Source organism: Arthrobacter zhaoguopingii, assembly GCF_009828605.1.
Classification (GTDB): Bacteria; Actinomycetota; Actinomycetes; order Actinomycetales; family Micrococcaceae; genus Arthrobacter_D; species Arthrobacter_D zhaoguopingii.
Window position 1 is genome coordinate 1 of sequence record NZ_WIAE01000027.1, and the last position, 13,137, is coordinate 13,137.

Genomic DNA, 13,137 nt, shown 5'->3' on the forward strand with positions numbered 1-13,137 from the left:
CGCGCCCTCCCGGAAACCGGGAGGGCGCGGCAGGGCGGGCGCAGGCGCTATTGACCCTCCCCGGCGCAGATGGTTCGATAATCGCGTGCGCCCCGAGGCGCACCGGACGTGGGAGGCCCAGCCATGGGATCAACTTTTCTTCCATGGGGCGGGAGCAGGAAAGCTGCTCAACACGAAGGTGCCGGGCCGGGCTGCCGGCCGGCACTGGGGCGGCCGTGACTGCCCCAGCGGGCCAGCGGAGGGCCGCCGGCGCAAGGGGGCTTGTCGCCATCCTCACCGTCGACGACGAACCGAGCGTCTCCCGGGCCGTCGCCCGTGACCTCCGCCGGCGCTTCGGCGAACAGTACCGGATCGTGCGCGCCGACTCGGGGGCCGAGGCGCTCGAGGCGCTGCGGGAGCTCAAGCTCCGCGGCGACGAGGTTGCCCTGCTCATCGCCGACCACAAAATGCCCGAGATGAACGGCATCCAGTTCCTCGAGGCGGCCATCGACATCTATCCGGCGGCCCGCCGGATGCTGCTGACCGCCTACGCCGACACCAGCGCGGCCATCGACGCGATCAACGTCGTTGATCTCGACCACTACTTGCTCAAGCCGTGGGACCCGCCGGAGCAGAAGCTGTACCCGGTCGTCGATTCCCTCCTCGAGTCCTGGCGGACCGCGGACCGCCGGCCCGTCCACACCACGACCCTCGTGGGCCACCGGTGGTCGGCGCGGTCCGTCGAAGTGCGCGAATTCCTCGCCCGGAACCAGATCTCCTACCGCTGGCTGCCGGTCACCGAACCGGAGGCGCAGCGGATCCTGGCGGCGGCAGGCACCGACGGCTCGGTCCTTCCAGTGGTGGTGACCGCCGGCGGGGACGCCCTGATCGCCCCCGCCGACACCGTCCTGGCCGAACGCGTGGGCCTGAGCACCGCCCCGCTCGAGGATTTCTACGACCTCGTGGTGGTCGGCGGGGGCCCGGCGGGGCTGGGGGCCGCGGTCTACGGTGCGTCCGAGGGCCTCCGGACGGTCCTCGTGGAGAAAAACGCCACCGGCGGGCAGGCGGGGCAGAGCTCACGGATCGAAAACTACCTGGGCTTCCCCGACGGAGTTTCCGGTGCCCAGCTGGCGGACCGGGCCCGCCGCCAGGTCTCCAAGTTCGGTGCCGAGGTGCTCACCACCCGCAACATGACCGGGCTGGAGGCGCGGGGCGGGGCGCGCGTCGTGACCTTCGATGACGGGACGGAAATCGCCGGGCATGCGGTGGTGCTGGCGATGGGCGTGGCCTACAAGACCCTGGCGGGCGAAGGGCTCCCGCACCTCACCGATCGGGGTGTCTTCTACGGTGCTGCCACCGCCTCGGCGGCCGACCTCGCCGGCGAGGACGTCTACATCGTCGGGGGAGCCAATTCCGCAGGGCAGGCCGCCGTCTATTTCGCCCGCACGGCCCGCTCGGTCAAGCTGCTGATCCGTGCCTCAAGCCTGACGGCGTCGATGTCCTCCTACCTCATCGACCAGATCGAGGCCACCGCGAACATCGAGCTTCTGCTCCAGACGGAGGTGGCGGCGGCCCGCGGCGAGGAGCACCTTGAGGGGCTGACCCTGCGGAACCGGGAAACGGGTACGACCCGGGAGGCGGCGACGAACTGGCTGTTCGTCTTCATTGGAGCCGATCCCCACACGGAAAACCTCGAGGGGGCCCTGGTCCGGGACAGCCGCGGGTTCATCGTGACCGGCAACGACCTGCTGACCGACGGCAGGCCCCCTGCGGACTGGCCGCTCGACCGTATGCCGTACCCGCTCGAGACCAGCATCCCCGGGGTGTTTGTCGCGGGCGACGTGCGCGCCGGCTCGGTGAAACGGGTGGCCTCGGCCGTCGGCGAAGGCGCCATGGCCGTCACCCTCGCCCATCGATACCTGGCCGCGCAGTGAACGGGGGCCAGCAGTGCGATCCGGAGGAGCTCCGCACGCTCTTTCTGTTCGAGAAGCTCACCGAGGAGCAGCTCGCCTGGATCTGCAAGATCGGCACCATCCGCTCCTACGGGGCCGAGACGATCTACAGCGAGAACACGCCGGCGGAGGTGTTCTACGTCCTGCTCGACGGCGAGGTGGTGCTGACCCGCCGGGTCGGCGACGACGACGTCGAACTCATCCGCACCAGCCAGCGGGGCGTGTACGCCGGCGCGGTGCAGGCCTACCTCCGGGACCGGGTACCCCAGATCTATTCGACATCCTTCCGGACGAGCAGGCCGAGCCGGTTCCTTGAGATCGGGGCCGAGGACTTCGGCAACCTCGTCGGCGACTGGTTCCCGATGGCGCTGCACCTGCTCGAGGGGCTGTTCCTGGGAATGGAGAACACCCGCGAGGTGATCGCACAGCGGGAGCGGCTGATGGCCCTGGGCTCCCTCTCTGCCGGACTGACCCACGAGCTCAACAACCCGGCGGCGTCGGCGCTGCGGGCCACCTCCGTGCTGCGGGAACGGGTTGCCGCCCTTCGTGACACGATCCATTTCGCGGCGGGCCTGACCGTGGCTCCGGAGGCGCTCGAGCGGCTCGTCGTCCTGCAGGAGGAGGCGCTGCGCCGGTCCGCGCACGTCGGAACCCTCGGCCCGCTTGAGGTCTCCGACCGGGAGGACGCGCTCGCCGACTGGCTCGAGGACCACGGTGTGCAAGGCAGCTGGGAGCTGGCCGCGACCTTCGTCCAGGCCGGCGTCGGCGAGGACTGGCTGAGGGAGGCCGCAACGGCCGCTCCCGACGGCGACATCAACGGGGTCCTCCACTGGCTGGCCAACGTGATCGTCACCGAACAGCTGATGAACGAAATCCAGGATTCGACCTCCCGGATCTCCACCCTGGTCGACGCGGCCTCCCAGTACTCCCAGCTCGACCGCGCGCCCTACCAGGAGGCCGACGTGCGTACGCTGCTCGACAGCACGCTCGTCATGCTGGCCCAGCGCATCGGTGCCGGGATCACTGTCGAGAAGACCTACGACCCTGGACTGCCGATGCTTCAGTGCTATCCGGCCGAACTCAACCAGGTCTGGACGAACCTCATCGACAACGCTGTGGCCGCCATGGAGGGGCAGGGCCGGCTGACCGTGACCGCCGTCCGCGAGCGGGACATGGTGCTCGTGGAAATCGGGGACACCGGGCCCGGCGTTCCCCGGGAGTTCCGGGGGCGGATCTTCGAGCCGTTCTTCACGACCAAACCCGTGGGCAGCGGAACCGGCCTCGGCCTCGATATTTCCTGGCGGATCGTCGTGAACAAACACCATGGGTCGCTGAAGCTGGTCAGCGACCCGGCCACGAAGTTCCAGGTGCGGCTGCCGCTGCGGCAGGCCGCGGAGGACGACAGGGCCGGCCCCGCGCCGGCGCAGGAACCACAAGCCGCTCGCGGATGAACCTCGCCCTGACCCTGCTCACCATCGTGGCCGTGATCTGCGCCGGCAGCGCCCTGGCCACCCGGTGGCGGATGTCGGCTCCGCTGCTGCTCGTGGTCATCGGAGTGATCGGGTCCTACCTGCCGTTCATCCCCCCGGTGCGACTCATCCCCGAAATGGTGCTGATCGGCATCCTGCCCCCGCTGCTGTACGCGGCCGCCCTCCGGACTCCCGCCGTGCAGTTCCGGGCCCTCAAGCGTCCCATCGCGCTGCTCTCGGTCGGCTACGTCATCTTCGGCACGGTCACCGTGGGGCTCCTGGTCGCCTGGCTGGTCCCCGATGTGCCCCTGCCGGCCGCGTTCGCCCTCGGCGCCGTCGTCGCGCCCCCGGACGCGGTCGCGGCGACGTCCATCGCGCGGCGGGTGGGGATGCCCCGCCGGGCCGTGGCGGTGCTCGAGGGGGAGTCGCTGGTCAACGATGCAACCGCCCTGGTGCTGCTGCGCTCCTCCGTCGCCGCGCTCGCCGGAAGCATCAGCCTGCTCGAGATTGCCTTCGAATTCGTGGTGGCGGCCGCGGGAGGCGCGCTAATCGGCGCCTGCGCCGCCCTAGTGCTGCTGGGAATCCGCAAGCGCGTGCGGAACGTGCCCATCAACACGGCGATGTCCCTGGCCGCACCCTTCGTCGCGTTCCTGCCCGCCGAGGCGCTCCATACCTCGGGGGTGCTCGCGGTCGTCGTGGCCGGCCTGATCATCGGCACCCGGACCCCTGCGATGCCCGGCAGCGCCTCACGGCTGAGCCAGCGCACCAACTGGGCGACGGTCCAGTTCCTCCTTGAGAACGCGGTGTTCCTGCTCATCGGGCTGCAGGTGCGTTCGATCGTCGACGCCGCCCTGATGGACCCGATGGGCCCGGTACGGGTCTGGACCGTGTGCGGCATCATCCTGCTGGCGGTCATCGTGCTGCGACCGGTCTGGGTCTTCCCCGCCAGCTACCTGCCCCGGCTCGTTCCGCGGATCCGGACCACCGAACCTCCGCTGCCCTGGCAGCTGCCGGCCGTCATCGCGTGGGCCGGGATGCGCGGGGTGGTCACGCTGGCGGCGGTGTTCGTCCTCCCGGAGGACATTCCGCACCGGCCGGTGCTCATTCTCGCCGCCCTTGTCGTGGCCGCCGGCACCCTGGGCATCCAGGGTTTCAGCCTGCCCTGGGTGGTGCGCCGGCTGGGGCTGCGCGGCCCCGACCGCCGGGAGGATGCGCTGCAGCGGGCCCTGCTGGTGCGCCAATCCACCGCGGCCGGTCTGGGGCAGCTTGAGGGACGCATCCTTGCCGAGGACTCCCCGGAACTGCTGGGGATGCTCCGCCGCCGCACCAAGGAGTGGAGCGCCGCGGCCTGGGAGCGCCTCGGTCCGCCCGAGGAGCAGCTCCAGACGCCCAGCCAGCGGTATTTCGAACTGCGGATGGTCATGCTCGGCGCCGAACGCCGGGAGGTGCTGAAGCTGCGCCGGCAGGGGCTCTATGCCGCCGAAGTGGTCGATGAGGTCCTTGAGCGGCTCGACTCCGAGGAAGCGATGCTTGAGACGTTCCTCGCCGAGGAAGCGGACGAAGCCGGCGGGACTGTTCCTGCGGTGGGCCCGGCCGCCCTGGCGGAGCCGAGGGACCGGCCCGTCCGGGACGAGTGTGCGCATCTGCAGGACGCGCCCGAACGGCAGGCGCCGGCGGACCCCCAGTGCCGTGACTGCGCCCGTGAGGGGACGACGCCGGTGCACCTGCGGATGTGCCTTGAGTGCGGCGAGGTCGCATGCTGCGAATCCTCGCCCGGCCTGCATGCCGACCGGCACTTCCGGAACACGGGTCACCCGCTGATGCGCAGCGTCGAACCGGGCGAGTCGTGGCGGTGGTGCTACCTCGACGAGGTGCTTGGCTGATGGAGGCCCGGGGCCCGGCCCCGCACGCCGCGGGGAAGCTGGCACGCGGCGAAGACGAAAGGGCCCGCCCGGCGGCTGCCGGGCGGGCCCTGGTGCTCGCTGATCGGCGTGCGGGCTGATCAGCGTGGGGACTGATCAGCCCGCGGTTCGATCAGCGGGAGAACTGATCAGCGGAGGGCCCGGTCAACCGGCGGCCCTGATCAGTTCGGCGGTGTCGGCGCGGAACAGTCCGCCCTGCCGGGTGCCGACGAACAGCCACTTCCCGTCGTTGCTCGCATCGAGCGACGTGACCGAGGTGGAGGCCAGCCCGGCGGACACGTTCTTCCAGGTGAGACCCCCGTCCAGGCTTGCGAGTACCCCGCGGCCGTGGACCCACAGCGGTGTGGGGCGGAAGGTCGTCGATCCGGCGAACAGGACGGTCGAGTGTCCGCGCTTGCCCTTCACGACGGCCTCGGTGATCGAACTGGTGTACATGTCGATCCCGCCGACGTCCGAGCGCGTGAAGCTCTTCCCGCCGTCGGTCGAGACGGAGATGCCCCGGCCCCCGGCGACGACGTGGAGCGGATCCACCGGATCGACCCAAACGGTTGAGGTTTCCCCTTCCTGCACCTGACGGATCGTGGCTCCGTCGTCCTCCGAGAGGTAGAGTCCCTCGTCGGCGGCAAGCCACATCCGGGTGTCGTTCGAGGGGTCGATGGCGATGTTCCGGATGGTGATCGGGTGCTGGTATGTCTCCCAGGTCTGCCAGGCGTCACGGGTGACCAGGAGGCCCCTGTCCCCGAAGTCCGCGTAGCTCCCAGCGCCGTGCTCTGTCCTGGTCGGGCTGGCCTCAAGGTCGTGGATCACCTGTCCGCGGGAGGACCTGCCGGCCTGCGTCCAGGTTGCTCCGCCGTCGGAGCTCACCTCGATCCGGTGGGCGAACCAGGCATCCACGCGGGTCCTCCACAGGGCGTTCCGGTCCCCGGCGTCCTGCTCCAGTTCATCGGAGCGGACGCCGATCATGCCCTCCCCGCCCGTGGGGCCCCATTCGACGATGTTGGCGGGCAGCTTGCGCCCGGCCGGAAGCTCGCGCGATGCGGAGCCCTGATCGTCGGACACGAACAGGCGCGGGGCGCCCTTGACATCGGTCGACGCGATGACGTCCTTGATGGTCGTGGCAGCCACGCCCAGCCGCTTGAAGGAGTCTCCGTCGTTGCGTGAGGCGTAGAGGCCGCTCGTTTCCATCGCTACGAGCAGGGAGCGTCGATCGTCCGGCCACCGGGCGAAGTCGCTGCCGATGCCGCCGCCTCCGCCCGGGTAGGTGAAGTCCTTCCAGGTGACGCCGTTGTCGGTGGAGCGGGCATATCCGTTGTTGCTGGTGGCCCGGATTAGTTCATCTCCCACCGCGTGGACGTCGATGGCGAAGGATCCGAGCGGCTCGGTTGTCCTCCACGTCGAGCCTCCGTCGGTCGAGGTGGTGACCCGATCGCGTTCGCTGACGGCCACCACCGAGCCGGTCGCGGCGACCCCGGTGATGCTCCGGTCAGGGGATTCGTACACCAGATCGGGGGTGCCGGGGCTTCCGAAGACGTCCTCGACCCGCCAGACCCGCTCGGTCCCGGCGACCAGCAGGTTGCCGTTCTGCAGCGCGGCGCCGGTGACCGCTCCCGCCCAGCGGAAGGGCAGGTGGGACCAGGTGGCCCCTCCGTCGAGGCTGATCTCCACTCCGTCCGCGGTGAGGACGGCAAGCCTGCTGCCGTCATTGACGACCGCGGAGACGTGCTTGTCGGGCATCGGCAGGACGCTCCAGGTCTTCCCGAGGTCTTCCGTGCGCAGCAGGCGCCCGGCGTAGCTTGGGTCCATGGGGGGATTCGTCCCTCCGCCATTGACGGCGTACCAAAAGGCCTTGCCGTTTTTCGGGTCGGCTAGAGGGATGCCGCTGCCGTCGGCCACCGGCAGGGACCTCATCTGCCGCCACGAGGCGCCGTGATCGGTGGTGATGAAGGGGCGCACCGACGTCGACGTCGTCTGCATTGCGGTTCCTGGTGCGGCCGGCGAAACAGCGAGCTGGTCCGAACTGGCGTTCCGCCCCACCTGCTTCCAGGTGGTCTCGCTCGTTTCACCGGAGACGACTTCCATCGAGCCTGACCCCGCGATCTGGCTGCCGCCGGTGACGCCGGTGGCGGTGAGAGTGTAGGCACCCACATCGTGTGCCTCCACGTCGGCGCTGTACCAGCCGGGCATCGACGGCGACGGAACCGTAGTGACGGTGAACGGTTCATCAGTCCCGCCGTTGGGGGACACCGTCAGGACTGGCGTCTCGTCAAGGCGGAGGAAGGAGCTAATCAGGACCCTCGTCGTTCCGGGAGCCGCTGGCTGGGGCGTAGCGGTGACCGAGAGGCGGCGCGAGAGCTGCAGGTAGGGGATGCGCACCTCGGTGCCGTCGCTCAGACGGGCGAGGATGACCCCCGAGAGCTCCGAGTCGGCCTCGGACACCGTTGCGGATGCCACCGCCTCCACCGGGACCGAGGCGCCGGGTGCGATGCTGACTTCGGGGCTGCTCAGCGTCAGTTCACCGGCGCTGCGGTCTGAGGGAAGGACCTCAAGCCGCGCAGAGACCGGCTCGGTGGAAAGGTTCTTCAGGGCGAATTCAAGGGGAACGGGCCGGTCCCCCCGGGCGTCGGCCTGGCCGAACCCGAGGGACGACGGTGATGCGAGAACGCTTGCCTTCTGCAGCGTGCCCGTGTCGGCCCGGCCGGCGCCCTGGAGGGTGGGGGAGAGCCGTGCGGACGCTCCCGCGAGCTCCTTCGAACTCCCCACGAGGAGCGAGCGAAGCGATGCCGGATCCAGGTCGGGATGCTGGGCGCTCGCGATGGCTGCGGCTCCCGCGACGAAGGGCGAGGCCATCGACGTTCCGGAGAGCCGGGCGAGATTGCCGGGCGCCCCGAAGGTGGAGGGAACCATTGAGAGGATATCCAGACCGGGAGCAACGATTTCGGGCTTGAGCCGGCTGCGGACTGTTGGTCCGCGGGAGCTGAAGCTGGCGATGGTGTCGGTCGCGTCGACCGACGAGATGGTGATACGGGCAGTTCCCTCCTCCACCGCTTCGGCGAAGGCAGCGTATTCCGAGTTCTTCATTCCGAGGACAACGAGCGAATCCAGCCGTGAATCACTGCCCTGGGCGAGGGGCCCGGACGCGCTCGGTGCGGCGTCGGTGATGCCCGGATCCACCCCGGGTCCCGTGGGATCTCCGGGCCCGATTACGGGTGGAGTGTCGCTTTCAGGAGGAGGGCTGTAGAAGATGACTGCCGCCGCGCCGCGCTCCTCGGCGAGCTGGGCGATCCCAAGGAGGCCGCCGGCGGATTCGGTGGCGCTTCGGGGGAGTTCGGCCTGATGGGCGACCACCTTGCCGGCGACATCGCCGGCCGCGTCGAAGTCTTCGGACGTTCCTGCCCCACCGACGGCGACCACCGGTGCGGTGAGGTCCTGTTCCGGCGGATTCGCGCTGAACGGAGCCCGCCAGGTGGTGAGTGTGCGCTGCATGGGAGCGGCGAGCGCCGCTGTGGCAACCCGGTAGTCCGTCACCGATGCGCCGACGGCGAGGACGTCCGCGGCCGCTGCGGGGGTTCCGATGGTCGCTTCCCCCGGGCCTTCATTTCCTGCGGCGGCGACCACCAGGACGCCACTCTGTGTGGCGTTTGAGGCTGCGTCACCGAGGGCGTCATTTCCATCCCCTGGACCGCCGAGGCTCATATTGATCACATCGGCCGGGTGCTCACCGAGGGGGTCCGCCGCGGCTTCAATCCCGGCGATGATCGTCGATTCCCATCCCGCGCCCTCGTCGTTGAGCACCTTGTAGGCAGTGAGGGCAGCCTCGGGCGCCACACCGGGTGCCGCACCGGTCCCGGCGACAATTCCGGCGACGTGCGTGCCGTGATAGTGATCGTCCATCGGGTCGTCGTCGTCATTGATGAAGTCGTACCCGTCCACCACCTTGAAGCCCTCGCCGAATCCACCGCCCAGTTCCGGCAGCGAGTAGTCGATTCCGGTGTCGAGGACAGCGACGACCGAGCCCTTCCCGGCGGCGGTTTCCGCCGTCGTCGGGGCATCGGCGTCGTCCGGCTGGGTGCTCTTGGCGGGCTTCGCTGCGTCTTTGGGAGCGGGCTTTGCTGAGGGCTTCGCCGTCGCCTTCGGCGTGGGCGCGGGGGCCGCGGGGTCGGTTGGAGGAGTGGGCTTCTCGGCGGGCGCAGTCGGCGCGGTCGTCGCCTCCCCATCTTGGGCGGGATCGGCCGGTTCCGGTGCCGGCGCGGTCTCGAGGGAATGGACCTGGCGGTCGAGGTTCACCCGGGCCACGCCGGGAATCCCGCGGAGTGCCTCGAGCTGGCTCGGGTCAACCGTGGCGATGACGGCGTTGAGCACGCCGGTGACGTGCCGGGTTTCTTCGAGCCGGATGCCGCGGGCTCCTGCCTCGGCAAGGACGCCCTCCTGCGCCCCGGTCACCTCGGCGCGGGCCGAGCGGTAGGCGCTCTGCGCATCGGAGCGGGCGTTTCCCGTTCCTTTCCGCAGTGCGTTGGCCTTGGCATCACCGAGCCGGGCGAGCGCGTGCTCCCCCTCGAATTCGATGATGACACGTTGGGATTTATTGGCGGCGGAGGCGGGAGGGCCCTCAACGGCCGTGAGGCCGCCGGCGAGGACCGCGAGCGCCGCGGTGCCTCCGGCAAGGTGGGTTAGGGAACGGGAACCGAGTATCGACATGGACATCCTTCGTCACGATCGCCTTTTGGCGTGCCGTAACTCTACGGTTCCATGCACCAAATAAATGGCCGCGGGAGGCCGATGGCCGCAGGAGGCCATAAAATGGTTGAATGCCGGTCCCAATACGTCATCGAACCGTCACAGCCACCCGCGTCGTGCTGCCTCCGCCCCGGCCTGGAACCGGTTGGCGGCTCCCAGTTCTGCCATCAGGTCCTGGCTCCTGCGGCGCAGGGTGCGCGCCGACATGCCGAGCTGGCGGGCGATGACCTCGTCCTTCAGGCCGGCACCGATCAGGGTGAGCATCGCATGCTCCTCAGGGGTCGGCGCCCGCTCCGGCCGGCGCCCCGGAGTCGTGAGACCTCGGGCGACGGCCTCAGGATTGCCCGCCACCGGGATGGCAGAGCGCCAATAGAACTCGAACAGCTGGCAGAGGGCCTCAACCAGCGGAGGCGACTCGGTGACGAGGGCGTCGAAGCGTTCCCCCTCCAGGGTGAGGGACACCATGGCGACCGTGCGGTCGGCAATGGCCAGCTTGAGGGGGAGATCGGGTGTCGCCCGCGCTTGTTCCCCGCGGGCGACAAGGCGCTGGACCTCCTCCCAGCCGCCCTCGTGCTCGAAGCTGGCGGCGGAGTAGATGGCCCGCCACGACACCCCGCGGTCAAGCACCACGGGTTCGAGCGGATTCGAGGATGCCGACACGTAGGGAGGCCGGTCGAACGCAAGGAACTCTCTCCCCGCCTGGTGCTGCAGCCGCACGTACCAGGCGGCCAGCGCATCGGCCCCACTCAGGACCTGTGTCTGGGGTGCGTCGGCCTGGCTCGAGCGGCCGGCGTCGAACTGGTCCGCCAGCACGCCGATGTGGTCGCGGATGCGGGCCAGGCCGTCGCTGTGCCGGTCGGTGAGGATCCGCAGGGCAAACCGGGGATCGACCGGCGCGTAGTCGCCGTTCTCGGTGGCCCGCCGGGCGACAAGGCCCATCCCGCGCAGCTTATCGAGGCGGCCCTCGGCCTCCGCGTGGGAGATTTCGAGCTGTTCCGCCACCACGGGGACGCTTGCCGCCCCCTGCCGCAGCACAAGGTGGTAGATGCGTTCACTGGCCTCGTCGATTCCGAGGAGGTCGAGAACGGTCTCATCCTTAGCCATGGCAGAAAGCCTACCGAGGCCGGGCCCGTCCTGCCGCAGCCGGGCCGTTGGTTTCGGCGCCTTTCCGGTGCCGGGCCGCGCCGCACGCCCGAGCGGCGGCGGGGTGCGGTCCCGATTTCCCGGGGCGGTTTCGTCCCCGTTGGATAATGGGCCGTCCCCCTCAGTAGTGTTTCCCTATGGCCTCCCTTCGAAACAGCCGCGCCGCCGCGCTCCCAGCCAAACTTTCCCGATCCTGGCTGCTGGCTTCAGCGGCCTCGGAGGCCAACTTCGCCCCGGCGCTCGCCTCTGAGGCGGACTCCGTCATCTTCGATATGGAGGACGCGGTACCTGCCGACGCGAAGGTTGAGGCGCGGGACCGCGTCGTCCAGGCCCTGTCCAGCGGCATGACCGCCTGGGTTCGCGTCAATGGGATTGAAACCGACTACTGGGCCGATGACCTCGCGGCCCTCTCCGGGCTCCCCGGCCTGCGGGGGGTCATGCTCGCCATGACGGAGAAGCCCGAGCAGGTGACCCATACCGCGATGCGGCTCAAGGCCGGAACTCCGGTCCTCGCCCTGGTGGAATCGGCGCTCGGCATCGAAAACGCCACGGCCATCGCGAGTGCCCCGGGAACATTCCGTCTGGCCTTCGGTGTCGGCGACTTCCGCCGGGACACCGGCGCCTCTGACGACCCTCTGGCGCTTGCCTATGCACGGTCAAAGCTTGTTGTCGCATCCCGCGTCGGCCAGCTTCCGGGCCCCATCGACGGGCCCACCGTCGGGGCGCTCGGTGATGACCTGCTGCAGGCGAGCAGTGTCACCGCCTCAATGGGGATGACCGGCAAGCTATGCCTTTCTCCCGACGCAACCGACACGATCAACAGGGCGCTTTCTCCGAGCGAATCGGAGATCCAGTGGGCCGTGGAGCTGCTCAGCGCCCATGCCGCCGGCGCGGTGGTGGGGGACGGCTCCTACCTTCCGCGGCTGGCGCGGGCGCAGAAGATCTCCTCGCTCGCCGACTCCTACGGACTCTGGAACGCCTGAGCCGGTAGGTCGCCCCGTCCGGCGCCTTAGACTGCCATGGCCCTCTGCTGTTGCGCGCTGAGCGGCGATGCCCCTCCGCAGTTGGTGCACACCAGAAGGCGGCTCTTGCGCACTGTCAGCAGCGGGATGAAGAACACCGTGAACTTCGTGGCCCGCTGAATCACCTGCTGCGGAGCAAAGCGCCCGCAGAAGTGGCAGCTGGCGGAGCGGGAGAACAGGACGCGCTCGCGTGAGGTGAGGCCGAACAGGAAAAACATCGTGCTCCTTCAGTGGCATGGGGTTGTCCGAGGGGCCTACGCTACCCGCAGTCCGGACGAAATAGGAAGTAGGCTGATGATTGACTTACCGCAGCCTGTCCGGGTGCCTTAACCCAAAGACGTCCCGCACCGGGGGTGCGGGACGTCCTTTGAAGGCGGAGGCTACAGCCGGCGGTATTTGTTGACCATGGGGCAGTCGAAGGGGTCGCGGGCGGCGAGGCCGACCCGGTTGAGGTAGGTGACCACGGCGGCGTAGGAGGCGCCGACGCCGACTTCGGTGTAGGGGACCTTGAGGCGTTCGCAGTGCTCGCGGACGATCTCGGCGGCGCGGCGCAGGTGCGGGCGGGGCATGTCCGGGAAGAGGTGGTGTTCGATCTGGAAGTTCAGCCCGCCGAAGGCGTTGTTGATGAAGGATCCGCCGCGGATGTTGCGTGAGGTCAGGACCTGCTTCTGGAAGAAGTCGAGCTTGCTGTCCTCGGGCACGACCGGCATGCCCTTGTGGTTCGGGGCGAACGAGGCGCCCATGTAGAGGCCGAACACGGCCAGCTGCACGCCCAGGAAGGCGAAGGCCATGCCCACGGGCAGGAACCAGAAGAGGATGCCCAGGTAGGCGGTGAAGCGCACCGCGAGCAGGGCCAGCTCGACCCAGCGGCCGGGCACGGTGCCGCGGCGGAACAGGGTCATGATGGAGCGGGCGT

Annotated in this window: 8 protein-coding genes; 4 read left to right on the forward strand and 4 right to left on the reverse strand. The window is 69.4% G+C overall.

Annotated elements, in window-relative coordinates; translation table 11 throughout:
* The first annotated feature begins 215 nt into the window (after positions 1-215).
* From GVV77_RS17760 to GVV77_RS17770, 3 genes are read left to right on the forward strand one after another with little or no spacing between them, the layout of a single operon-like run.
* Positions 216-1,913, forward strand: a complete 1,698-nt coding sequence (locus GVV77_RS17760) for an NAD(P)/FAD-dependent oxidoreductase (protein ID WP_246199895.1) — start codon at positions 216-218, stop codon at positions 1,911-1,913.
* Positions 1,910-3,382, forward strand: a complete 1,473-nt coding sequence (locus GVV77_RS17765; protein ID WP_159620625.1) for an ATP-binding protein — start codon at positions 1,910-1,912, stop codon at positions 3,380-3,382. The genes GVV77_RS17760 and GVV77_RS17765 overlap by 4 nt, the downstream gene beginning before the upstream one ends.
* Positions 3,379-5,283, forward strand: a complete 1,905-nt coding sequence (locus GVV77_RS17770; protein WP_159620627.1) for a cation:proton antiporter domain-containing protein — start codon at positions 3,379-3,381, stop codon at positions 5,281-5,283. The genes GVV77_RS17765 and GVV77_RS17770 overlap by 4 nt, the downstream gene beginning before the upstream one ends.
* Before the next feature lie 183 nt (positions 5,284-5,466).
* Here GVV77_RS17770 and GVV77_RS17775 read toward each other — a convergent pair whose 3' ends face one another.
* Positions 5,467-10,017, reverse strand: coding sequence for a S8 family serine peptidase (locus tag GVV77_RS17775; RefSeq protein ID WP_159620629.1), 4,551 nt, complete (start codon positions 10,015-10,017; stop codon positions 5,467-5,469).
* Positions 10,018-10,155: 138 nt separating this feature from the next.
* On the reverse strand, positions 10,156-11,160 hold the full coding sequence (locus GVV77_RS17780; protein WP_159620631.1) for a helix-turn-helix domain-containing protein: 1,005 nt from the start codon (positions 11,158-11,160) through the stop codon (positions 10,156-10,158).
* Between the two features lie 176 nt (positions 11,161-11,336).
* Between GVV77_RS17780 and GVV77_RS17785 the strand changes: the two genes are divergently transcribed.
* On the forward strand, positions 11,337-12,182 hold the full coding sequence (locus GVV77_RS17785) for an HpcH/HpaI aldolase/citrate lyase family protein (protein ID WP_159620633.1): 846 nt from the start codon (positions 11,337-11,339) through the stop codon (positions 12,180-12,182).
* A gap of 26 nt (positions 12,183-12,208) precedes the next feature.
* Here the strand turns inward: GVV77_RS17785 and GVV77_RS17790 are convergent, their stop codons facing one another.
* Positions 12,209-12,439: a zinc-ribbon domain-containing protein gene (locus GVV77_RS17790; protein ID WP_133403577.1), complete on the reverse strand. Its 231-nt coding sequence runs from the start codon at positions 12,437-12,439 to the stop codon at positions 12,209-12,211.
* Positions 12,440-12,601: 162 nt separating this feature from the next.
* Positions 12,602-13,137: fatty acid desaturase family protein (locus GVV77_RS17795; protein ID WP_201293273.1), on the reverse strand; the 536-nt coding region annotated here is incomplete at its 5' end.

Coding starts and splice junctions, on each gene's coding strand:
- GVV77_RS17780 (WP_159620631.1), bottom strand. CDS start 11,160: ATGGCTAAGGATGAGACCGTTCTCGACCTCCTCGGAATCGACGAGGCC.
- GVV77_RS17790 (WP_133403577.1), bottom strand. CDS start 12,439: ATGTTTTTCCTGTTCGGCCTCACCTCACGCGAGCGCGTCCTGTTCTCC.
- GVV77_RS17775 (WP_159620629.1), bottom strand. CDS start 10,017: ATGTCGATACTCGGTTCCCGTTCCCTAACCCACCTTGCCGGAGGCACC.
- GVV77_RS17770 (WP_159620627.1), top strand. CDS start 3,379: ATGAACCTCGCCCTGACCCTGCTCACCATCGTGGCCGTGATCTGCGCC.
- GVV77_RS17785 (WP_159620633.1), top strand. CDS start 11,337: ATGGCCTCCCTTCGAAACAGCCGCGCCGCCGCGCTCCCAGCCAAACTT.